Origin of the sequence: Paraburkholderia sp. BR10936 (assembly GCF_040965735.1) — a bacterium.
In the GTDB taxonomy this organism is placed as follows: Bacteria; Pseudomonadota; Gammaproteobacteria; order Burkholderiales; family Burkholderiaceae; genus Paraburkholderia; species Paraburkholderia nodosa_A.
On sequence record NZ_JBFRCM010000003.1, the window covers coordinates 598,672 to 620,070 of the forward strand.

A 21,399-nucleotide genomic window follows, 5' to 3' on the forward strand; every position below is an offset into this window, starting at 1 on the left:
TTGTCGATGTTGCTGGTTGCCGATGCGCTCATGCGGCGCATCGCTTCCACGCAGATCCGCCTCGAAGGAGATTCAGTGTGAAGCTACGTATCGTCCTCGCCGACGATCATCCATTCGTTCTGCTCGGCGTTCGCTCGGTGCTCCTTGCAGCAGACGATATCGAGGTCGTGGGGCAAGCGTGCGGCGCGCGAGAGTTGTTGCAGACGCTCGAAGCCGTCCCATGCGACGTGGTGATCACTGACCTCACTATGCCGCCTGTCTCCGGCGAAGCGGAGGACGGCCTGCGCCTCGTGCAGCGTTTGCGCCGCGACTGGCCGCATATCGCCGTGGTCGTGCTGACCGGGGTTGCGAACGCCGTCCTCCTGCGCGCAGTGGCGCACGCGGGCGTGGTCGCCATGTTGCGCAAAACCGGGCCGATGGACGATCTCGCAGCCATCGTGCGCGGCGCCGCCCAGGGTCTCGCCCATCTCAGCCCGGCCATCGAGCGCGAACTCGCGGTGGCCGGCGGACCTTCCGACCTGTGTTTGCCGCGTTTGACGCCGCGCGAATCGGAGGTGGTCCGCAAATTCGCGAGCGGCGGCTCGATCACGGAAATTGCGCGCGCCCTCGGCCGCGACGTGCGCACGGTGAGCTGCCAGAAGCGTGACGCCATGGCGAAGCTCGGCATCAGCAACGACGCGGGACTCTTCGCCTATGTCAGGGCGTACGGACTTCTATGAACCTGCCTCCCTCATCACTGCCGGATCATGCCGCTGCGGCGACCGCTTCCCAGCGCGCCATGCGCGACCACGACGAACAGCGCGCCTGCCTCGCGGCACGCAACATGACGGATACGGCCGACCTCGCGGCACCCGTACGCGTGATCATCGCCGACGACCACCCGCTCGTCGTGCATGCGCTGGACAGCATGCTCACCAACTATCCCAACGTGCAGGTCGTCGCGTGTGCGCGCAGCGTGCCCGAGCTGTTCGAAGTCGCGGCCCGCAATGCGTTCGACCTCTTGCTGATGGACCTCTACATGGCGTTGCCCGGCGAGCTGGACGGGCTCGAAGCCATCCGCGCCTTTCGCGCCGGGTTCCCGCACAAGGCCGTGGTCGTCCTCACCATGGAAAGCGAGGCCTCGGTGCTGCGCAAGACCCTCGACATGGAAGTGGATGCGGTGCTCAGCAAGCGCGACCGCATCGACCTGATCCCGGTTGCGATCCTGTCGGCGATGGCGCATGAGCAATACATCGGGCCAGTCGTACGCGACCTGCTCACGGAAGCGGCGCGCGCCGAGCGGCGCGAAGAGGTGCACCGCATTCTCACCCGGCGTGAATTCGAGGTGATCACGCACTATGCAACGGGGCTCGGCGTAACGGAAATCGCAGGTCTGCTCGGGCGCAGCGTCAAGACGATCAGTGCGCAAAAGTGCGCGGCGATGAAGAAGCTCGCACTCGGCAACGATATCGAGCTCTATCGCTTCGCGGTCGAATGCGGCGTGACGCAGGGCGAGCAAACCTGAACGGTTCTTCGCACGCGAGGTCTCCCATGCACGCTATCCGGGTCGGTCGAGAAGACGCGCTTCACACGGGCAAGCCGCTGCGCGTGATCGTTGCCGACGACCACGCGTGCATCCGGCTCGGCGTGGCCAGTCTGCTGCGCGCAACGGATCGAGCCCTTGTCGTCGGCGAAGCCGGCAACACGCTCGAGCTCGCCACGCAACTCGATACGACTGAGTGCGACGTCGTCATCTCCGATCTCTGCATGCCGGGGCTGGACGGCGAATATGGCTCTCTCACCCTGCTGCGGCGCCTCGCGCAAACACGAGGCACGCCTGGCGTCGTCGTCCTGAGCATGGTGTCGACGCCGCCCATCCTGACAGGCCTGATGCATCACGGCCTGAACGTCATCGTCGACAAGCGCGACGTCACGCACGATCTCCTGCTCGCCGTTGCCGCCGCTCGCGAGCGCACGCCGTTTCTCTCAAGCCATGCACGCGCAACGCTCGCGAGCGCGGGTGCCGCGTGCGCCCCCTGCTCGGGTGTGCCGAGCGTGCGCGAATGGGAGGTCTTCCAGCTTTACGCGCAGGGTATGTCGGTGCACCAGATTGCGCAGCGGTTTCAGCGTAGCGGCAAAACGATCAGCGCCCAAAAGCGCAGCACGATGCGCAAGCTGGGGCTCGTCACGGAGCGCGATCTGAGCGATTTCGCCATGCAGGTGGGGCTGACCTGATCCATCGTCAGGCGGCGCGTCCCTAAATTAGTCCTTCGATGGCCGGATTTTCTCCCGCCGTGTGGCGCAATGCGGCCGGAGTTTTAAGAGTTCTCCTATCTGATTGCAGGAATCGTCTCTCCATAATTCCAAGCTCGACGCATCGCTCGTCAGATATTGCCGACCTTGGGAATGCGTTCGAACGACGGCCAGGTCAGACCCGGGCCGGGATGCAGGCCGGATGTGGAGATGAAACGATGAAGCTCGGTAGGCGTTTAGCGGTCGAGGGCGCGGGCACCGCGTGGCTCGTGTTCGCGGGTTGCGCAACCACGGCGCTCAACGCGAGCCCGCCCTCCCAGGGCTTCAACGTTTTCGAGATGGCCGCAGCATTCGGGCTCGCGCTCACGTTAGCGAACTACGCCGCCGCGCGCGCGGCGAGCGCCCATTTCAATCCCGCCGTCACGATTGGCTACGCGTTCTCCGGGCGCTTTCCGGTGCGCGATACCGGGCCCTACCTCGCGGCGCAAACCATCGGGGCCGTTCTCGGCGCGGCCTTGCTCTTGCGCGTGGCGAGCGCGCGCCCGGGTTTTTCCATCGCGGCGTCCGACCTCGGCAGCAACGGCTATGACGATCATTCGCCGACCGGCTACGCCCTCGCTGCCGTATTTCTCCTGGAACTGTCGGCGACCTTCGTGCTCGTCCTCTTCCATCTGCTGATGTCGAGCACGGTCGCACGCCGCAAGACTGCGGCGCTCGCCGTTGGAGCCTGCCTTGCCGCCATCTATCTCATCGCCATCCCGGTGAGCAACGGCGGCGCGAATCCGGCGCGCTCGACCGGCCCCGCGCTGTTCGTCGGCGAATGGGCGCTCGATCAGCTCTGGCTCTTCTGGGCGGCGCCGTTGCTGGGGGGCGCCGCGGCTGGCGTGATTTACCGGCTCGGGAGCCGGCGCTCGCGCATTTGCACCACGTCATCTCGCAACGGCGTCTGAAATCAAGTCTGCCGTGCGCCGATGAAGTCGATTCACCGCATCTTCCGTCTTCGCGCGCGCCCGGCTGCAACGTGGCGGGCGCGCCGACTCGCGTGCGTGTTCGCCTGCTTCGGCGCGCTCGCTGCGGCATGGGTGCTCGCGTTTTCCGCGGCAGCGAGCGCCGCGACGTCGTGTGAGCAGACAAACGAGGGCGTCGAACTCTCGCGGCAGGTCGCCCCGACGTTGCCGCGAGAGCTCGTCGTCGGCGTGGTGGAGGGCGGGCGGCCGCCGCTCGAGGTGCTCGACGGCGCCACGCTCACGGGCTTCAGCGCCGACTATCTGCGCCTTCTCGCCGGTGCTGGCGTCAAGCTTCAGCCGCGCGTCTTCGCAGGCATGCCGGCGTTGCTCGCGGCGGCCTGCGCAGGCGATGTCGACATCGTGATGAGCGTCGCGCGTACACCGTTGCGCGAGCGCTGTCTCGCTTTCACGGTGCCGTATCTGAGCGGCACCACGGCATTTGTCACACGTGCCGGGAATACTGCGCTCGCGACCCAGCCGGCGCGCCTCGCGCGTGCGACGTTTGCGGTCGAGCGCGACGAGGCCCTCGAATCGGTATTGCGCGAGCGTTTCGCGCAGGCGCGCTTCGAAACCTTCGCGAGCACGCAGGCAGCGTTGCGCGCCGTCGCTCAGGGTCAGGCCGACGTCTATGCAGGTTTTTCGCCCGTGGCGCGCGATCAGCTCACGCTCGAAGAATTCCGGGATCTGCGCGTCGCCTTCGCGGAGCGCGAGCGCTTGCGCGAGTTGCGTTACGCCGTGCCGGTCTCGAGGTCGGACCTGCGTGACCGGCTGGACCTTCTGCTCGCTGGCGTGCGGCCTGCCGCGGCGGCGGCCGAGCGGGCGCGCTGGTTCGAAGGCGACGCGCCAGCACAGGCGTCGCCGCCCGGGTTCAGCCTGGGCGCTGACGAGCGCGCGTGGCTGCGCGCCTTGTCGCCGCTGAAAGTGGGCTACGACAGCGGCTGGCTCCCGTTCAGCTTCACGAACAAGGCTGGCGAGCCGGCGGGCATGGCCGTCGACTATCTCGGCTATCTGGGGCGCACCCTCGGCGTTACCTTCGAGCGCGTGCCGATTTCTCCCTGGACGAGCGCCGGGGACGCAATGCAGCGTGGCGAGATCGCGCTCGCCGCAACCTCGGTCGGCGATGGCGTGTTCGGCACAGGCGTAGCGTACACGGAAGCGTTCGAGCACTATCCGCTCGTCATGGTGGGGCGCCGCGACGAGCCGATGGCGCGCTCGCTTGCCGACTTTGCGGGCCGGCGCATCGTGTTGGCGCCGCATACGCCGGCCATGCAGGCGTTGCCGGGTACGCAGCTCGTGCGCGCCGCCAGCCTCGACGCGGGGCTCGCAATGATCGGCCGCCACGAGGCCGACGTGCTGGTGGGCAACGCGGCCGCGCTCGACGAGCCGCTCAGCGGCACCTATCTCGACACGCTGAAGGTGCTGGGAGCGGTGGGTGTCGACGATTCGACGGCATTTGCCGTGCGCTGCGACCTTGCCCCGCTCGCGCGGCTCATCAATCGCGCGCTCGACGCGATGCCGCCCGTCGAACAGCAGCGTATCCGCAATCGCTGGACCGCTGCCGTCGCCACTCGGGCCGGGGGCTGGAGCGTGAACGCGCTGCGGCTGCTGCCGCTCCTGATCGTGTTCGGCGTGCTGCTGCTCGTCACGCTGCGCGCCTACGTGCTGCTCCAGCGAGAAATGCACCGGCGGCGGCGCGCGGAGCAGGTGCTCGCGCGCCAGGTGGAACTGCAGGACACGATGATGGAGATGATCCCGTATCCGCTCGGTGCACGGGATCTCGAAAACCGCTATCTCGCGATCAATCGCGCCTACGAAGAATCGACGGGTCTCGCGCGCGCCAGGGTGCTGGGGCGCACAGGTTCGGCCGTGATGGCGTGGGGGCCCGAAAACAGCCGCCGCATGGACGATCTCTACCGGCTCACGATCGTCGAGGGGGAGAGCCAGCGTGTCGAACTGACGTTCGAGGACGCGCTCGGGGAGGCGCGTCATGGCATTTTCTGGACACGGCTGTGCCGCGACCTGCAAGGCGCGCCGTTCTGCGTGCTCGGCACGATGATCGATGTCACCGACATTCGCCGCGCCGAGTTGCGCGAGCGCGAATCGGAGCGGCTTCTTTCGGAGGTGACGGGTTCGCTGCCCGCGATCGTATTCCAGTTGCGCCGCTCGCCCGATGGCCGCTACTCGTTTCCGTACATTGGCGGCGACACGCAGCAGCTCCTCGGCGATACCGTCGAGGAGCTGCGCCGCGCGCATTCGGTCGATCTCTCGCGGGTGGGGCGACAAGACCGCGCGCGCCTTGCATCGCGGCTCGAACGCTCCGCGCGCCGGTTCATACCCGTGCACGCCGAGTTCCGCTTTCAGGGCGCGGCCGGATTCGTGTGGGTGCGCGCAGAGTTCGCGCCGCGCCGTGCCGAAGACGGCGCGATCGTGTGGAGCGGCTATGCGCTGGATGCGAGCGTCGAGCACGCGCGGGCCGACGAACTCGAGCGTGCGCGCGATATCGCAGAGGCGGCCTCTCGTGCGAAGGACGATTTTCTCGCCATGATGAGCCACGAGATCCGCACGCCGATGAACGGCGTGCTGGGTCTCGTCGAGGTGCTCGAACGTACGCCCCTGAACCCGGACCAGGCGCAGATGGTCGACATGGTGCACGAATCGGCGGGGGCGCTGCTGCAAATCCTCGACGACCTGCTCGACTACTCGAAGATCCAGGCCGGCCATCTCGTCATCGACTCGCAGCCGTTCGACGTGCGCGAACTCGTCGACAACGCCGTTGGGCTGCTGGCCGCGCGTGCGCACGAGAAGGGGCTGAAGGTGCGCGTGGATGTCGAGCCGGACGTCGCGGTGCAGTTGCGCGGCGATAGTGTGCGGCTACGGCAGATCCTCTTCAATCTCCTCAGCAATGCGATCAAGTTCACACCAGCAGGCGAAGTGAGCGTGCACTTTAGCGCGTGCGATATCGGCGTCCGCGGAGGCGCGCCTGCCTGCCAGCGGCTGTCGATCGCGGTGGCCGACACTGGCATCGGCATTGCGCCCGAAGCGCAGGCGCAGCTCTTCGAGCCGTTCGTGCAGGCCGAGACTTCGACCACGCGACGCTTCGGCGGCACGGGGCTCGGCCTCACGATCTGCCGCAAGCTCGCGGCGCTGATGGGCGGCACGCTCGAACTGAACAGCGAAGTCGATCGCGGCACCTGTCTGACGCTGCATATCGAATTGCCCGTGGAAGTGCGTAGCGGCACGGCCGCCGGGCTGCGCGGCAAGCGCGCGCTCGTGGCGTGCGAGGACGCGAGCATCGCCGCCGCATTGATGCATTTTGGCTCGGCGCTCGGTATGGAAATGCGTCGCGCCGCGCCAGCGGACCTCGCCCGCGCCGTAAGCGCGGACGAGGCCGATCTGGTGTTCGTGTCGGAAGCGCTGGCCGAGCAGTTGGGCAAACCCGGTGTGCCTGTGCTTTGTCTGACGGACAACCCGAAGCCAAGCGGTTATCGCGTCGTCGAGAGCGGCGTGCGCGTGAGCGTCAACCCGTTATCCTGGCGGGGCTTGAGCGCCGTTTGCGCGCTGGCGCTGGCGGGGCTGCCGGTCAAGGCTGCCAGCCCGTCGCGTCCTGCCGCCGATGTCGAAACCACACTCCCGGCGCCCGATCGCGAGCAGGAACGCGCTGCTAGCCGCCTCATCCTCGTGGCAGAGGACCATCCCGTGAATCAGGAACTGATCCGCCATCAACTGGCGTTGATCGGGTTCGCTTGCGACGTCGTCGACGACGGTGCGAAGGCGCTCGAAGCGCTGGCCGAATGCGAATACGGCTGCCTGATCACCGACTGTCATATGCCGAACGTATCGGGCTACGATCTCGCCCGGCGCGTACGCCAAATGGAGCAGAAGGCGCACGGCGCGCGGCGCTTGCCGATACTCGGCATCACGGCCAATACGGCGCCCGAGAACCTGAGTCAATGCAGCGAAGCGGGCATGGACGATTGCCTCGTCAAGCCCACGCGCGTGGCCACGCTGCGCGAGCATCTCGCGCGCTGGTTCGGCGTGGAGGGCATACAGCGTACCGTGCAGGACGAAGTCGTGCGCGAGGCAGGCGCGAACGGACAACGGGCGGGGCAAACAGCGTTGCGGGCTTCCGGGTCGCCTTCACCGGGACGCGACGGAAAGCTCGCGGAAAAACCTGCAAACGCGCGGGCGTTCGAGCCGCTGGATCTCGCGCATATGATCCAGGTTTGGGGCGGCGAGGCGACCGTGAAGACGTTGCTCGGCTCGTTCGTTTCGGCGATGCGCGACGACCTGGATGCCTTGCCGCCGCTCCTCGAACAAGCCGATGTCGCGGGCCTGCGCGAATGGCATCACCGGCTTGCCGGTGCGGTGGGCGTGCTGCAGTACCCTGCGCTGCTCGCGGAGCTCGAGACGTTTCGCGGTCATATGAACGGTCACACTGCCGGTCAACTGCGTGAGGAAGGCTATGCGCTCATCCGCACTTGCCAGGCGATGCTGGTCGGAATCGAGCAGCAGGTCGCGCTGCTCGCGTGAATGATGTACATCAGGAAATCGACGGGCGCAGGGCAATAGAGCGAAAAAAACAGGCAAAAAAAACGCGGCCGAAGCCGCGTTCAAGCTTGGAGACCCTTCGATGAAGAGTCACTTCTCGCACTGGGTAGCTTAGACGCCGTGCGACGAGAAATCGAGACAATTTCGATCAATTAACTATTACAGGAAGTGCAGGTAATCGCGCTTGCTGCCGCGGTGTCATGGCGGCGAAATGGTTCGACCGTGAAATCGATGAACGAGCGTGTTTTTGCCGGAACGTGCGCGTTGTCAAATGGTGGTTCGTCAAACGATGGCGCCAAGACACTTCGCTATGCAAATCAATTCGGTGTTGCGTCCATGCACCTCGAACGGTTCTTCGCCATCGCTTCCAGGTATTCGGTGGCAATACCCGATGGCAGGAAGGGAGTAGCTGGGTTGCAAGGCGTCGCTTGCGGCGCATTTTTTATTGCACGCAGCTTACGTTGGGCCGACATCGGCGCAGCGGACGCGCCCAGCCGATTTGCTCTAGCATGTGAGAGCGCGGTTTTGCGCCTTCTGGCGCAGCGCGCCACAAAAACAGGAGAAATTCCATGAATTTGCTTCGTCCGCTGCAGCTCGCTCTCGCTCTGTGTGTCCTTGCCTCCAGCGCCTCGTATGCCGACACCGTTGCCCTTAAGGCCGATCTCGAACCGTCCAGCGAAGTCCCGCCGCGCGTGAGCCAGGGTCACGGCATGCTCAACGCCACCTTCGACACGTCCACGAAAACGCTGAACTGGACGATCACCTATGAAGGCCTTTCCGGCCCGGCTGCCGCCGCGCACTTCCACGGCCCGGCGCCGGTCGGACAGAACGCCAACGTGCAGGTACCGATTCCGAAGGGCGAACTGGCGAGTCCGATCAAGGGCTCCGCCACGCTCAACGAGCAGCAGGTCACCCAGCTGATGGGCGGACAGTGGTATTTCAACATTCATACGGCGCAGAACCCGTCAGGCGAGATTCGCGGTCAGGTGCTGCCCGCCAATTGACCGGCCCTCGATCGTTCGCCTCACTCTCCGCACCGTGCGCGCCGCGCATTCCCGCGATCGAAGTCTGATTGCGGGACGCCATCGACCGACCGCCGCCGAGTGCTGGTCGAGGCCAGTTTGAGGGCTGCGGAGGGGCTGAGCCGATGAGCTGGCAAAGCAGGCTGATCTGCAGGTTCTTGCGCCGCACCTTCCGGCCGCAAACGCGCAAGTCGATCAACGTAGCGCGCGTGCGCATGCTGACGGCGAGGCGCATCTGGACGCCGGGCGTGCCGAGCGGCTGGCGCCTGCGCGAGCAGTACGACGCCTCCGATGTTCCGATGCGCGGCGAGTGGCTCTTCCGCGAGCGCTCGCCCGCGCATCGCACGCTCCTTTATCTGCATGGCGGCGGCTACTACTTCTGCTCGCCGCGTTCGCAGCGCGCGATCTCGTTCGGTCTGGGCAAGCGCGCCGGCGCCGACGTCTTCTCGCTCGACTATCGCCTCGCGCCCGAGCATCCTTTTCCCGCCGCGCTCGAGGACGCAATGGCCGCGTACCGCCATTTGCTGGCGCAAGGAACGCAGCCCGGCTCGATCGTGATTGGCGGCGATTCGGCTGGCGGCGGACTTGCGCTTGCGACGCTCGTCGCCTTGCGCGACGCAGGCGATGCGCTTCCCGCCGGCGCCGTGCTCTTTTCACCGTGGACCGATCTTGCGGCGACGGGCGCTTCGATACGCGAGAACGACGGGCGCGATCCCATGTTCAGCGGCGCGGTATTCGAGCGCATCGCGCCGTTTTACCTCGGCGCGGCCAGTGCGACCGATCCCTACGTGTCGCCGCTGTATGCCGACTTTCGCGGCTTGCCGCCGCTCAGCCTCTTCGTGGGCAGCTCCGAAACGCTGCTCGATGACACGCGCCGCGTCGCCGAGCGCGCGCGCGCCGACGGTGTGTCGGTGGAGTGCGAGATTGCCAGCGGCATGCCGCATATCTGGCCGATCTATGCGCCGTTCATGCCCGAAGCGCGCCGCACGCTCGACGTCGCCGCGCGCTTCGTGCGCCGCGTGACGCCCGTGCCGGCGCGCGGCGACGAGAAACCGCAGCCGCCTCAATCGAGCGAGACATCGATCGCGTCATAGGCCGCGTGCACGGCGGCTTCGCCGTAGCGGCGCTCGAGCCGGCGCACGGTGAAGTGCCCATGCGCCACCTGCTGGAAATGATCGATGAACACGGTGTTGACCATGGCGCCGAGCACCGCGCCGATGGCGGGTATCGATTTCGCCGCGACCTGCTCGCTCACCTGCACGGAGAAGCGCGCGGCCACGGTCTGCATGAGCTTGAGGAGCGCGGTTGAGCCGTGTGCGGCGAAGCCCTTCGTCGCCATTTCCGACGACGCCGCCGATACCGCCTTCGCGAGCGCGCCGCGCGCGATGAAATAGCCGAAGTCGGCCTCGTCGTCGGCGGCCGAGCGGCCGCCCATGCCGAACACGGTCAGACATTGCAGCTGCGTGTCGGTGCTGGCCAGATTCTCGCCTTCGCTACGCGCGATGTCGCAGATCGAGCGAAACATCAGCGTGGTGGTGACGGGCAGCTCGACCGGCAGCGCGAACAGGCCGAACGCGCCGCCTGCCGCGCCCGTGGTCGCCACCGCGAACTTGTGCAGCAGGTTGCTCGGCTTCGCGCTCGTGCGCGCTTGGGCCGTGGAGAGGGCGCTTTGCTTGCCGAGCGTCTTCAGCGCGAGCTGCAGACACTTGCGCAGCGCGGCTTGCGTCGCCTCGGTCACCTTGTCGTTCGCGACGCCGGGTAGCCGCGCGATCAGCTTTTCTACCGGCGCACCCACGATCGCTGCGAGCTTCATGCCGAGTGGCGGCGTTTCGAGCTCATGTTTGGCGCGCCGCAGCGCGTCGAGATCGGCCTCTGTGAAGGCCGCGATGGCGCCCGTGCGGGCCGGATCTGCGGCGGTCGGTTCGGTCGTGGGTTCCATGGCGCTCCCGGATTTTCAGCGACGACGGCGAGGGCATCGCCGCCGTTCGACGCCCCAGTGTAGTGGATCGGACCGTGCTATGATGATCAATCTTTGACGCGTCAACCGTTGCTGGATCAAAAAATGGCCGTTCATACCGCCGCCCACCATTCGAGCGGGCAGGTTCTGCCGTTCCGGGAGTCGCTGCTCGCGATGCTCGGCGTCTCGTTCGTGACGATGCTCGTCGCGCTCGATCAGACCGTCGTCGGCACCGCGCTGCCGACCATCGTCGCCGAACTGCGCGGCTTCGAGCTTTATGCGTGGGTCGCCACGTCCTATCTGCTCACCTCGGTCATCACTGTCCCCATTTTCGGGCGGCTCGGCGACTATTACGGGCGCAAGCCGTTCGTGATCGCGTCGATCGTCGTCTTCACCGCCGCATCCGTGCTGTGCGGCGCGGCCAACAGCATGCTGTTCCTCGTGATTGCGCGCGGGCTGCAAGGCATCGGCGGCGGTATGCTGGTCGGCACGGCGTTCGCCTGCATTCCGGATCTCTTCCCCGATTCGGTCGTGCGCCTGCGCTGGCAGGTCCTCATGAGTTCCGCATTCGGTATCGCCAACGCGGTCGGGCCGTCGCTCGGCGGCTTTCTCACGCAGTACTACGGCTGGCGTTCCGTGTTTTACGTGAATCTGCCCGTTGGCCTGCTTTCGCTGTTTTTCGTCTGGAAGTATCTGCCGCATCTGCGCCACGTCGCGCACGAGGCGCGCATGCGGCTCGACTGGCCAGGTGCGCTCCTCATCGCGGTCGCGCTCGGGAGTCTGCAGCTTTTCGTGGAGCGTCTGCCGGGGCACGGTCTCAGCGCTTCGGCCCTCGGCCTGCTCGCCCTTGCGCTGGCGGCCGGCTGGGCGCTCTGGCAATGGGAGCGGCGCTGCCCGCAAGCCATCCTGCCCGTCGACATGTTCCGCAACGCGAGCCTGAATGCGCTTTTCACGCTCGCCGTGCTGGGCGGTTTCACGATGTTTTCGCTGCTCTTCTACGCGCCGCTCCTGTTCCAGGGCGGCTTCGGCATGACGCCGAAGGAAGCGGGCGTCGTCATCACGCCGCTCGTGGTGTTCATCACGATCGGCAGTATCGCGAACGGGCGCATCGTCTCGCGCATCCGCAATCCGAACCTGATGCTCTACATCGGCTTCGCAATGCTCGCAGTGGCCTGCTTCGCCGTGGCGCTCGCCACCCGCAACACGCCGCGCGGCCTGCTCATGACGTTCATGATCGTGGCTGGCATCGGCTTGGGCTTCGTCATGCCGAACCTCACGGTGTTCGCGCAGCAGACCGCTGGGCGCGAGCATCTGGGCATCGCCACCGCGCTGTTGCAGTCGCTGCGGATGATCGGCGGCATGATCGGCACGGCGCTCACCGGCACGATGGTCACGCAGCTCTACTCGAGCGGCGTGCAACGCGCGCTGGATGCCGACCACGCCACGCACTGGCTGCCGCAGCTCGCCGACCCGCAGATCCTCATCAACCGCGACGCGCAGGCTTCACTGATCGCCGATCTCGCCAACGCCGGGCATAATGGCGCGCCGCTGCTCGAAGCCGCGCGCGAGGCCCTCGTGGGCGCGATTCACCTGGGCATTGCCGTGGCGGCGGCGATCGCGGTGGTGTCGATCTGGCAAACCCGGCGCGTGCCGCCCGTCAAGCTGCAGCGCAAGTTGGAGCCCGTGATTCACGCGGATTGAGACGTTCCGCCCCTGGCGGGCACCGGCACGGACCCGGCAAACGCGCGGCGATGATGCCGGCAGGAAGACAAAGCATGGAAATTCAGGATCGCATCGCCGTCATGCAGCAGTTTGGTCGGACCTACCGGACGTTCATGTCGGCGTTCGAGGCGCAGGTCGGCCATCCGCTGCCGCGCTGGCGCATTCTGCTCGCGCTTTACGAGCAGGACGGCGAGTCGTCGCAAAAGCGGCTCGTCGAGCGGCTGCGTGTCGACCCGGGCGCGCTCACGCGCCAATTGAAAGCGCTGGAGGCGCTCGGCTGGATCGCGCGCCGCGCCGACGAGCGCGACAACCGCATCACCAACGTGACGCTGACCGACGCCGGCCGCGCCGTGACCGAAGAGGGGCTGCCGCGCCGCAACGCGTTCCTGGACGTGACGATGTCGCTGCCCGACGATGCGCTCGCGGCGCTGTCGAGCGCGTTGGGGATGATGGAGGCGCGCATCGGCGAGGCCGCTATGGCGGCGGCCGCGCTCGCGCAGGCTCCGCAGGCCGAGCCCGAAGCGGGCTGAGCCTGCACCGATGCGCGCCAAGCTCAGAAGAACGTCTCGATCACTTCCGTCACGCGATATTTCGCATCGACCATCAGCACCTGACGCCACTTGTCGAACGTGAGGCAGGGGTGCGAGATATCGAACGCGATCATGTCGCCGACCTTGAGGTCCGCGCCCGCTGGAATCTTCAGGTAGGCGTGCTGATCCATCATCTGGAACACTTCCCAGCCTTCGCTTGCCGCCACTTCGCGCGGCGCGCCGCCGTTCGCGGGGCGATAGTGGCGCGACGGCTCCGGAAAGCCCGCGTCGAACGCGGCGTCGCGCTTGCCGAAGCCGATGATGGCGCGGCCGGGCTCCGGAATCGACTGCACATAGGCCCAGAGCTGTAGCGCGGGCAGCAGTGCCACGCCCATTTCGCGCGCCACGGGGTTGCGCGTGAGGATCTGCGACTGAGCCTGCTTGTAGACACCCACGTCGTGCGTCACGTAGCAGCCGGGGCGCAGCACCACGTCGATCGCGCCCGCCTGCGTGGCGGGCGCGAACTCTTCCGCGACGATGTCGTACCAGGCCGAGCCCGCGCCCGAAAGCAGCGCGGGCGTGCGCGCGAAGCGGCCCGCGGCGGCCAGTTCCTGGGTGACGTTCAGCGCGTCGCGCAGGAAGGTGCGCACTTCGCTTTCTTCCTTGAGGATGCCCTCGTAGATTTCCACGCCCGCCAGCTTGAGCGAGTCGGGATAGCGCGCGATCGCCGCGAGCACGGCGTTGCGCGTGTCGGTGTCGCGCACGCCCGTGCGGCCGCGCGGCACGCCCAGTTCGAGCAGCACCTGCAGCGTGCGGCCCGATGCGCGGAAGAACTCGCCCAGATGCTCCACGCCTTCGACCGAATCGACGAGGCAGAAGAACTCGAAGGTCGCGTCGCTGAGCAGCTCGGCAATGATCGCCATGTTGCGGCGGCCCACGAGCTGGTTCGCCATCAGCACGCGCGAGATGCCGCCGCGGTAGGCGGCGCGCGTCTGGTGCGCCGTGGCGAGCGTGATGCCCCACGCGCCGGTGTCGATCTGGCGGCGAAAGAGCTGCGGCGCCATCGTCGTCTTGCCGTGCGGCGCGAGCTTCACGCCATAGCGCGTGACGAAGTCCTGCATCCACTTGAGGTTGTGCTCGACGCGGTTGGCATACAGCACCGCAGCGGGCAGGCTCACGTCCTCTTCGAGTAAATTCCATTCGAGGCGCCCGGCGTCCCCGAGCGGCACGCTCGCGCCCGGTACGTTGCCAAGGCCCTTGCTGTTCGGGTCGATCGTTGCACTCTGATAGTTTGTAACTTTCATTTCCCTTCGCTCCATATGCTTCATGCGGCTCCGCTACACCGGCATCTTCAGGACCGGCGTTGACTTGGAGATAGTACACAAAGTAACATCGCTTCGTGAATTGTTATTTATTAACAGACTCCCTGCAATGAACACCGCCGCCGATCCGGCCCGCTTCGACATCGTCGCGCGTATCGCGCAATGCGTGCCCGAATTGCGTCCCGCCGAGCGCGACGTGGCTGCGCTCATTCTCGACGATCTTGCCAGCGCCGCGCGGGCGAGCATCGGTGAGCTGGCGCAGCGCGCGGGCGTGAGCATCGCCTCCGTCACGCGCTTTGCGAAGGCGGTGGGCTGCCACGACGTGCGCGAACTCAAGCTGCGGCTCGCCCAGGCGGCCGCCGTGGGCGACCGCTTCCTGCGCGGTGCGGCAACTGGCGCTTCCGAAGGCGCGGGCAAGCCGCGCGCCGCCGACGCGAACGGCGAAGCCGAACCGCTCGCCACGCGCGTCTACGACGAAATTCACACGGCGCTCGCGCGCAACCACGAGCTGCTGTGCCAGGCGCCGTTTGCGCAAGCCGCCGCGGCGCTGGCGCAGGCCCGCATGATCTACGTGTTCGGCATGGGCGGCGGCTCGAGTGCGCTCGCCGACGAAATGCGCTTTCGCCTCGTGCGCCTGGGCCGCCCGGTGGCTTCGTACCAGGACAGCCTGCTGCAGCGCATGGTGGCGAGCACGCTTTCGCCCGAAGACGTCGTCGTCGCGCTTTCCGTAACAGGGCGCGTGCCCGAACTCGTCGACGCGTGCCGCATCGCGCGCGACTACGGCGCGAAGCTCGTCGCGCTCACCGCGCCGGCTTCGCCGCTCGCCGCGCTCGCCGACTGGCTCGTGCCGATCGTCGCGAGCGAGACCGATTTCATCTACAAGCCGTCGTCGTCGCGTTACGCGATGATGATGGCACTCGACGTGCTCGTGACCGAACTGGCGCTCGCGCAACCCGAAGAAAGCCGCGAGTTGCTGCGCCGCATGAAGCACACGCTGGACGCGCATCGCGGCGGCGGCGAACGCCAGCCGCTCGGTGACTGAGCGTCCAACCAAGAGCCATCCTGAGGAGACGCGTATGCATTCGCACCCCGAAGCCGCCGACACGCTGATCGTCGGCGCGATGCTGTATGACGGCACCGGCGCGCCGCCCGTCGAGCGCGACGTGGCGCTGCGCGACGGACGCATCGTCGCGATCGGCAACCTGTCGAACTGGCTCGCGGAAGAGGTGATCGAGGCCAATGGGCGCGCGCTCGCGCCCGGTTTCATCGACGTCCATACGCACGACGACACGCACGTGATCCGCGCGCCGCAAATGCTGCCCAAGATCAGCCAGGGCGTGACGACGGTGGTGGTCGGCAACTGCGGGATCAGCGCCTCGCCGGTGACGCTCAAGGGCGACCCGCCGGACCCGATGAACCTGCTCGGCGAGCGCGACGCGTTCAGCTATCCGACGTTCTCCGCGTACGTCGACGCCGTCAACGCGGCGAGACCCGCCGTGAACGTCGGCGCGTTGATTGGCCATACGGCGCTGCGCAACAATCACATGAACGACCTGAAGCGCGCTGCCACCGGCGACGAGATCGCGGCGATGCGCGCGCAGCTCGAAGACGCGCTCGCGCACGGCGCGCTCGGCCTTTCCACGGGCCTCGCGTACGGCTCGGCGTTCGAGGCCTCGACCGAAGAGGTCGCCTCGCTTGCCCAGCCGCTCGCCGCCGCCGGCGCGCTCTACACGACGCACATGCGCACGGAGTTCGACGCGATTCTCGAAGCGATGAACGAGGCGTACCACATCGGCCAGCATGCGCGCGTGCCGGTGGTGATCTCGCATCTGAAGTGCGCGGGCCCGTCCAACTGGGGGCGCAGCACGGAGGTGCTCGCGTCGCTCGAAAGCGCGCGCAAGTATCAGCCGGTCGGGTGCGACTGCTATCCGTATAGCCGCAGCTCGTCGACGCTGGATCTCAAGCAGGTGACGGGCGACATCGACATCACCATCACGTGGTCCACGCCGCACCCGGAGCAGGCGGGCAAGCTCATCAAGGACATCGCGGCCGGGTGGGGCGTGTCGCAGCAGGAAGCGGGCAAGCGTCTGCAGCCGGCGGGCGCCGTGTACCACAACATGTCCGAAGACGACGTGCGCCGCATTCTTTCGCATCCGGCCACGATGGTCGGCTCGGATGGACTGCCCAACGATCCGCTGCCGCATCCGCGCCTGTGGGGCGCATTTCCGCGCGTGCTCGGCCACTACGCGCGCGACGCGGCCTTGCTGCCGCTCGAAGAAGCGGTGCGCAAGATGACGGGCCTTTCGGCACGGCGCTTCGGCCTTTCACAGCGCGGCGAGGTGCATGTGGGCTGGCACGCCGACCTCGTGCTGTTCGACCCGACGCGCGTGCGCGATGCGGCGACGTTCGAGAAGCCGCAGCAGGTGGCCGAGGGCATCGACGCGGTATGGGTGAACGGCGTGCTTTCGTATCGCGACGGGCAACCCACGGGCGAGCGCGCGGGTCACTTCGTCGCGCGCGGCAAACGCGAGGCGCAGGCCGAGGCGACGGCCTTCTAAACCGACTTTATCTATCGAATTTCGACCCCCGGCGTACGCGGCCCAAAAAGCTGCGCGCGCCGTACGATCTCAAAGGAGCAAACGATGAAACGAATTGGAGCGGAAGGCGGCAAGGGCCAGGGCGGACAGCATCTGCCGTTCGCGCGCGCCGTGGAAGCCGACGGCTGGCTGTACGTCTCGGGCCAGACGCCGATGGAAGGCGGCGAAGTGATCAGCGGCGGGATCGTCGAGCAGTCGCACAAGGCCATCCAGAATCTTTTCGCGATCCTGAAGGAAGCGGGCTATGGCGCGGAGCACGTGGTGCGCTGCGGCGTGTGGCTCGACGACGCGCGTGACTTCACCTCGTTCAACAAGGTGTTCCGCGAGTACTTCGGCGAGCATCCGCCCGCACGCGCCTGTGTGCAGTCGAGCATGGTGGTGGACTGCAAGGTCGAAGTCGACTGCGTGGCTTACAAGGCGCCGGCGGGGAAGTAAGGGCGCGGCTTTTGGCGAGCGATACGCGAAAGCCTCATTGAGTGCCGCACGAAACGGCTGCCGGAATCATCCGGCAGCCGTTTTTTCTTGCTGGTCATGCCGACGGGCTTTTCCGTGCTGAATTCTGTCCCTCATTAGGCATTCGGCAGATGGCACTCCCATATGTCTATTTTCCCAATATATGAGCGACCCAATCACATATTGGAGAACTCGAAAAAACCTGCCTACAATCAGTCCATCCGATAAGCCGCGACTGTCACAGCGCGGCAGACATCGTCGGCAGACCCAGATAAATCCGGCGCACGCGTAACACGCGGAGCGAACCGGACCGCAAAGGAGACGTTCGCCATGCTTCAGCCAGCGCTTTGCGCGGCCACGCGCCGCCCGCCGCTACCTGTCCGAGTCCCGGCCGCCCGCGCGGCGGGCCGTCTCCCGAAGCACGGTTCGCGCGCCGCCTGACGGCACGCGCCTTTCGATCGTCTCTTTTCATCGCCCTCGCCATGAACAAAGCGATGTCTTCCACACTCGCCGCGAATCTCCCCGACGAGGCCGCGCCCGCAAAAAACGCCGCGGCAACCTCCGCGCAAGCGCAGCCGAAAGCCCGCCCCGCCGCCGATGAAATCGGCGTCGCGAGCACGTTGCTCGACGGCTCGATGCAGCAGGCCGGCACCCAGACGCTCCTGCGCGGCCTCGCGATCCTCGAAGCGGCCGCCGCCGGCGTACGCGACCTGCGCTCGTTCGGCGCGGTGCTCGGCACGACGCGCAGCACCACGCACCGTCTCGTTTCGAGCCTCGTGCAGGCGCGCTATCTGCGCCAGGTGCAGGGCGGCTACCTGCTCGGGCCGAAGCTCATCGAACTCGGCACCATCGCACTCGAGCAGATGCCGCTCACGGCCGTTGCGCGCCCGCATCTGCAGGCGCTCGCCGACGAAACGCTCGACACGATCCACCTCGGCGTGCGCGACGGCGACGACGTGCTGTACATCGACAAGATTCCCGGCCAGCGGGGCCTCGAAATGCGCTCGCGGGTGGGGCACCGCATGCCGCTCGCGTCGACGGGCATCGGCAAGGCGATGATGCTCGACCTCGCGCCGCAATCGTGGCGCGACCTGTTCGACGCTTCGCGCCGCACGCTCGCCGGCGTGAGCTTCCGTCCCGATCACAGCCTCGAACCCGATACCTTCCTCAAGCGCATGGCGACTTATTCGGCGGGCGGGTACACGTTCGATCTGGAGGAGAACGAAATTTCGATCCGCTGCGTGGCGGCGCCCGTGCGCGACGCTTCCGGCGCGATCGTGGCGGCGCTTTCGGTGGCGAGCACGATTCCCTACATGCCGCTCGAGCGCATGGACGAACTGATTCCCGTCGTGCAGCGCGAGGCACGCGCGATTTCGCAGGAACTGGGCTGGCGTGCGCCGCAGCCCACCACGCGCAGGATTCGTCGATGAAAGCACGCGAGAAGCCTGTAAGCGGCGCGGCGATCGATGCCGGCGACGCCGCGATCGCTCGCGAAGCCGCGCTCATCGCGCTCGACTGGGGCACGACCTCGCTGCGTGCGTATCTGTTCGATGCGGCGGGCCAAGTGATCGCCACGCGCGTTTCGACGGCGGGAATCATGAACCTGCCCGTGCCCGCCGAAGAAGGCGGCTTCGACGCCGCCTTCGACGAAGCGTGCGGCGTGTGGCTCGCGCAAGCCCCCTCGCTGCCCGTGCTGGCCGCGGGGATGGTCGGCAGCGCCCAGGGCTGGGTGCAGGCGCCGTATGTCGAAACGCCCGCGAGCGCTCAGGCGCTGGTGGCCGGCATCGTGCGCGTGCGCGCCGCATGCGGCGCCGAAGTCGCCGTGGTGCCGGGCGTGCTGGAGCCGGGTGCGCTGCCCAACGTGATGCGCGGCGAGGAAACGCAAATCTTTGGCGCGCTCGGCGCAGCGGGTGACGATGCCGAGCCGCAAACGGCGCTAGTCGGACTGCCCGGCACGCACGCGAAATGGGTGGTGGTGGAGGGCGAGCGCATTGCGCGCTTCTATACCTTCATGACGGGTGAGGTCTACGCGGCGCTGTGCGCGCATACGATCCTCGGCCGCACGATGAAGCATCCCGTCGAGCCCGACACCGCGGCGTTTCTGCGCGGCGTGAGCGTGGCGCGCGAGCAGGGCTGCGTGGGACTGCTGGCCACCGCGTTCAGCACGCGCACGCTCGGCCTCACGGCCCAGCTCGCCGCCGACGGGCAGCCCGACTATCTATCGGGCCTCGTGATCGGCCATGAGCTGGCGGGCCTCGAAGCGGCGCTGGCGCGGCGCGACGTGGCGCTCGCCGGCTGCGCGCCGCAGCTGATCGGCGCCGAGGCGCTGTGCGAGCGTTACCGCATGGCGCTTGCCGCATTCGGATGCAGCGGCGCGCATCTCGTGCGCCAGGCGACCGAACACGGGCTTTGGCGCATCGCCGTGCAGGCCGGCCTCGTCACGCCGCGCTAAGTGCGCACCGATGGGCCGATGAATCGAACCCGCTGAACCGAACCAGACACGAAGCCAGGCAACAGGAAGCCAGGCAACAGGAAGCCGACATGGAACCCGAACTGAATCTGCCCGCCCCTTACACGCCGCACGCCGGCTTCGTCGCCGCGTTCGGCGCCTGCGGCATGGTCGCGATCGTGCGCGGCATCAAGCCCGCCGAGGCCGCCGAGCATGGCCGCGCGCTCTACGACGCGGGCTTCCGGTTGATCGAGGTGCCGCTCAATTCGCCGCAACCGCTCGACAGCATCGCGGCATTGCGCGAGGCGCTGCCCGACGACGCGATGATCGGCGCAGGCACCGTACTCACCACTGAGCGCGTGCGCGACGTGCGGGAAGCGGGCGGCGAACTGATCGTGATGCCGCACGCCGACACCGACGTGATCCTCGCCGCCAAGCTCCAGGGCCTCGCGTGCGTGCCCGGCGTCGCCACGCCGACCGAAGCGTTCGCGGCGCTCAAGCACGGTGCCGACGCGCTCAAGATGTTCCCCGCCGAGCAGCTAGGCCCGGCTGTGACGAAGGCATGGCGCGCCGTGATTCCGCCGATCGTGCCGCTGCTGCCAGTGGGCGGCGTGAAGCCGGACAACATGGGCCCGCAGCTGGCCGCGGGCGCGAGCGGCTTCGGCCTTGGCTCCGCGCTCTACAAGCCGGGCCAGGACGCGGCGGCCACGCGTGCGAACGCGCTGGCCTTCATCGAAGGCTGGAAAGCTGCGCGAGGAGCGCAAAAGTGAATCGCCTCGCGGGCAAGGTCGCGCTCGTAACCGGCGCCGGACGCGGCATCGGCGCGGCGATCGCGCGCGCGTTCGCGGCCGAGGGCGCCGCCGTCGTGCTCGCGGAGCTCGATGGCGCGACGGCCGTTGCAACGGCGCGCGAGATTGCGAACGCATATGAAGGCGCGCGAACGCTCGCCGTGCAAACCGACGTGACGCAGCCCGCCTCGGTGCGCGCCGCCGTGCAAGAAGCGCAACGCGCGTTCGGCCCGGTCGACGTGCTCGTGAACAACGCCGGCATCAACGTGTTCGCCGACCCGCTCACGATGACCGACGACGACTGGCGCCGCTGCTTCGCCGTCGATCTGGACGGCGTGTGGAACGGCTGCCGCGCGGTGCTGCCGGGCATGGTCGAGCGGTGTGCGGGCAGCATCATCAACATCGCCTCGACGCACGCGTTCCAGATCATTCCGGGCTGCTTCCCGTACCCGGTGGCGAAGCACGGCGTCATCGGGCTCACGCGCGCACTCGGCATCGAGTACGCGCCGAAGAACGTGCGCGTGAACGCCATCGCGCCGGGTTACATCGAAACGCAGCTCACGCACGACTGGTGGAACGCGCAGCCCGACCCGGAAGCCGCGCGCAAGGCGACGCTCGAGTTGCCGCCGATGAAACGCATTGGCCGACCGGAGGAAGTCGCGATGACGGCGGTGTTCCTCGCCTCGGACGAAGCGCCGTTCATCAACGCAAGCTGTATCACGATCGATGGCGGCCGCACGGCGCTCCATCACGAATGAGCGCGTTGAAAAAG

19 protein-coding genes are annotated in these 21,399 nt (G+C 67.2%); 17 read left to right on the plus strand and 2 right to left on the minus strand.

From position 1 onward, the window contains the following. The first annotated feature begins 77 nt into the window (after positions 1 to 77). The 8 genes from AB4Y36_RS09280 to AB4Y36_RS09315 all read left to right on the plus strand — a co-directional run bounded on the left by AB4Y36_RS09280 (position 78) and on the right by AB4Y36_RS09315 (position 9,903). Positions 78 to 719 (plus strand): response regulator, encoded by a 642-nt coding sequence (locus tag AB4Y36_RS09280; RefSeq protein WP_368682800.1) that lies wholly within the window; start codon positions 78 to 80, stop codon positions 717 to 719. Then, a complete protein-coding gene (locus tag AB4Y36_RS09285) occupies positions 716 to 1,504 on the plus strand; it encodes a response regulator (RefSeq protein ID WP_368605871.1) in 789 nt (262 codons plus the stop codon). Before AB4Y36_RS09280 ends, AB4Y36_RS09285 begins: the two co-directional genes overlap by 4 nt. A gap of 26 nt (positions 1,505 to 1,530) precedes the next feature. Then, a complete protein-coding gene (locus AB4Y36_RS09290; protein ID WP_368605872.1) occupies positions 1,531 to 2,214 on the plus strand; it encodes a response regulator in 684 nt (227 codons plus the stop codon). A 236-nt stretch (positions 2,215 to 2,450) separates the two neighbouring features. After that, on the plus strand, positions 2,451 to 3,182 hold the full coding sequence (locus AB4Y36_RS09295; RefSeq protein ID WP_368682801.1) for an aquaporin: 732 nt from the start codon (positions 2,451 to 2,453) through the stop codon (positions 3,180 to 3,182). Between the two features lie 21 nt (positions 3,183 to 3,203). Beyond that, positions 3,204 to 7,769: a transporter substrate-binding domain-containing protein gene (locus AB4Y36_RS09300; RefSeq protein ID WP_368682802.1), complete on the plus strand. Its 4,566-nt coding sequence runs from the start codon at positions 3,204 to 3,206 to the stop codon at positions 7,767 to 7,769. Between the two features lie 240 nt (positions 7,770 to 8,009). Next, positions 8,010 to 8,360, plus strand: a complete 351-nt coding sequence (locus AB4Y36_RS09305) for a hypothetical protein (protein WP_368682803.1) — start codon at positions 8,010 to 8,012, stop codon at positions 8,358 to 8,360. Continuing rightward, on the plus strand, positions 8,357 to 8,791 hold the full coding sequence (locus AB4Y36_RS09310; protein WP_368618162.1) for a CHRD domain-containing protein: 435 nt from the start codon (positions 8,357 to 8,359) through the stop codon (positions 8,789 to 8,791). The genes AB4Y36_RS09305 and AB4Y36_RS09310 overlap by 4 nt, the downstream gene beginning before the upstream one ends. Before the next feature lie 143 nt (positions 8,792 to 8,934). Beyond that, positions 8,935 to 9,903: an alpha/beta hydrolase gene (locus AB4Y36_RS09315; RefSeq protein ID WP_368605875.1), complete on the plus strand. Its 969-nt coding sequence runs from the start codon at positions 8,935 to 8,937 to the stop codon at positions 9,901 to 9,903. Here AB4Y36_RS09315 and AB4Y36_RS09320 read toward each other — a convergent pair. Next, a complete protein-coding gene (locus tag AB4Y36_RS09320) occupies positions 9,873 to 10,748 on the minus strand; it encodes an EcsC family protein (RefSeq protein ID WP_342949492.1) in 876 nt (291 codons plus the stop codon). The two genes, AB4Y36_RS09315 and AB4Y36_RS09320, sit on opposite strands and share 31 nt — an antisense overlap. Before the next feature lie 123 nt (positions 10,749 to 10,871). Here AB4Y36_RS09320 and AB4Y36_RS09325 point away from each other — a divergent pair, with 123 nt between their 5' ends. After that, the gene (locus AB4Y36_RS09325; RefSeq protein WP_368682804.1) at positions 10,872 to 12,467 is read left to right on the plus strand and encodes an MDR family MFS transporter; all 1,596 of its coding nucleotides are present in this window, start codon (positions 10,872 to 10,874) and stop codon (positions 12,465 to 12,467) included. A 74-nt stretch (positions 12,468 to 12,541) separates the two neighbouring features. After that, the gene (locus AB4Y36_RS09330) at positions 12,542 to 13,018 is read left to right on the plus strand and encodes a MarR family transcriptional regulator (protein ID WP_342949490.1); all 477 of its coding nucleotides are present in this window, start codon (positions 12,542 to 12,544) and stop codon (positions 13,016 to 13,018) included. Positions 13,019 to 13,041: 23 nt separating this feature from the next. Here the strand turns inward: AB4Y36_RS09330 and AB4Y36_RS09335 are convergent, their stop codons facing one another. Continuing rightward, entirely contained in the window at positions 13,042 to 14,322 is a 1,281-nt protein-coding gene (locus tag AB4Y36_RS09335) for an amino acid deaminase (RefSeq protein WP_368682805.1), read from the minus strand. Positions 14,323 to 14,449: 127 nt separating this feature from the next. Between AB4Y36_RS09335 and AB4Y36_RS09340 the strand changes: the two genes are divergently transcribed. The 7 genes from AB4Y36_RS09340 (at position 14,450) to AB4Y36_RS09370 (ending at position 21,385) form a co-directional block, all read left to right on the plus strand. Next, positions 14,450 to 15,382, plus strand: a complete 933-nt coding sequence (locus tag AB4Y36_RS09340) for a MurR/RpiR family transcriptional regulator (RefSeq protein ID WP_368605878.1) — start codon at positions 14,450 to 14,452, stop codon at positions 15,380 to 15,382. A 34-nt stretch (positions 15,383 to 15,416) separates the two neighbouring features. Next, positions 15,417 to 16,898: an amidohydrolase family protein gene (locus AB4Y36_RS09345; protein WP_368682806.1), complete on the plus strand. Its 1,482-nt coding sequence runs from the start codon at positions 15,417 to 15,419 to the stop codon at positions 16,896 to 16,898. 84 nt (positions 16,899 to 16,982) lie between these two features. Beyond that, complete coding sequence (locus AB4Y36_RS09350; protein ID WP_069269146.1) at positions 16,983 to 17,372, plus strand: RidA family protein; 390 nt, start codon at positions 16,983 to 16,985, stop codon at positions 17,370 to 17,372. 500 nt (positions 17,373 to 17,872) lie between these two features. Continuing rightward, the gene (locus AB4Y36_RS09355; RefSeq protein ID WP_368605879.1) at positions 17,873 to 18,820 is read left to right on the plus strand and encodes an IclR family transcriptional regulator; all 948 of its coding nucleotides are present in this window, start codon (positions 17,873 to 17,875) and stop codon (positions 18,818 to 18,820) included. Continuing rightward, positions 18,817 to 19,842 (plus strand): 2-dehydro-3-deoxygalactonokinase, encoded by a 1,026-nt coding sequence (locus AB4Y36_RS09360; RefSeq protein ID WP_368682807.1) that lies wholly within the window; start codon positions 18,817 to 18,819, stop codon positions 19,840 to 19,842. Before AB4Y36_RS09355 ends, AB4Y36_RS09360 begins: the two co-directional genes overlap by 4 nt. Positions 19,843 to 19,931: 89 nt before the next feature. After that, positions 19,932 to 20,609 (plus strand): 2-dehydro-3-deoxy-6-phosphogalactonate aldolase, encoded by a 678-nt coding sequence (locus AB4Y36_RS09365; protein ID WP_342949487.1) that lies wholly within the window; start codon positions 19,932 to 19,934, stop codon positions 20,607 to 20,609. After that, positions 20,606 to 21,385, plus strand: coding sequence for an SDR family oxidoreductase (locus AB4Y36_RS09370; protein WP_368682808.1), 780 nt, complete (start codon positions 20,606 to 20,608; stop codon positions 21,383 to 21,385). Before AB4Y36_RS09365 ends, AB4Y36_RS09370 begins: the two co-directional genes overlap by 4 nt. The last annotated feature ends 14 nt before the right edge of the window (positions 21,386 to 21,399 follow it).

What these genes read in the sequence shown, in the direction of transcription:
- AB4Y36_RS09285 (WP_368605871.1), top strand. Translation starts at nt 716, where the DNA reads ATGAACCTGCCTCCCTCATCACTGCCGGATCATGCCGCTGCGGCGACC.
- AB4Y36_RS09290 (WP_368605872.1), top strand. Translation starts at nt 1,531, where the DNA reads ATGCACGCTATCCGGGTCGGTCGAGAAGACGCGCTTCACACGGGCAAG.
- AB4Y36_RS09295 (WP_368682801.1), top strand. Translation starts at nt 2,451, where the DNA reads ATGAAGCTCGGTAGGCGTTTAGCGGTCGAGGGCGCGGGCACCGCGTGG.
- AB4Y36_RS09300 (WP_368682802.1), top strand. Translation starts at nt 3,204, where the DNA reads ATGAAGTCGATTCACCGCATCTTCCGTCTTCGCGCGCGCCCGGCTGCA.
- AB4Y36_RS09310 (WP_368618162.1), top strand. Translation starts at nt 8,357, where the DNA reads ATGAATTTGCTTCGTCCGCTGCAGCTCGCTCTCGCTCTGTGTGTCCTT.
- AB4Y36_RS09315 (WP_368605875.1), top strand. Translation starts at nt 8,935, where the DNA reads ATGAGCTGGCAAAGCAGGCTGATCTGCAGGTTCTTGCGCCGCACCTTC.
- AB4Y36_RS09320 (WP_342949492.1), bottom strand. Translation starts at nt 10,748, where the DNA reads ATGGAACCCACGACCGAACCGACCGCCGCAGATCCGGCCCGCACGGGC.
- AB4Y36_RS09325 (WP_368682804.1), top strand. Translation starts at nt 10,872, where the DNA reads ATGGCCGTTCATACCGCCGCCCACCATTCGAGCGGGCAGGTTCTGCCG.
- AB4Y36_RS09330 (WP_342949490.1), top strand. Translation starts at nt 12,542, where the DNA reads ATGGAAATTCAGGATCGCATCGCCGTCATGCAGCAGTTTGGTCGGACC.
- AB4Y36_RS09335 (WP_368682805.1), bottom strand. Translation starts at nt 14,322, where the DNA reads ATGAAAGTTACAAACTATCAGAGTGCAACGATCGACCCGAACAGCAAG.
- AB4Y36_RS09340 (WP_368605878.1), top strand. Translation starts at nt 14,450, where the DNA reads ATGAACACCGCCGCCGATCCGGCCCGCTTCGACATCGTCGCGCGTATC.
- AB4Y36_RS09345 (WP_368682806.1), top strand. Translation starts at nt 15,417, where the DNA reads ATGCATTCGCACCCCGAAGCCGCCGACACGCTGATCGTCGGCGCGATG.
- AB4Y36_RS09350 (WP_069269146.1), top strand. Translation starts at nt 16,983, where the DNA reads ATGAAACGAATTGGAGCGGAAGGCGGCAAGGGCCAGGGCGGACAGCAT.
- AB4Y36_RS09355 (WP_368605879.1), top strand. Translation starts at nt 17,873, where the DNA reads ATGAACAAAGCGATGTCTTCCACACTCGCCGCGAATCTCCCCGACGAG.
- AB4Y36_RS09360 (WP_368682807.1), top strand. Translation starts at nt 18,817, where the DNA reads ATGAAAGCACGCGAGAAGCCTGTAAGCGGCGCGGCGATCGATGCCGGC.
- AB4Y36_RS09365 (WP_342949487.1), top strand. Translation starts at nt 19,932, where the DNA reads ATGGAACCCGAACTGAATCTGCCCGCCCCTTACACGCCGCACGCCGGC.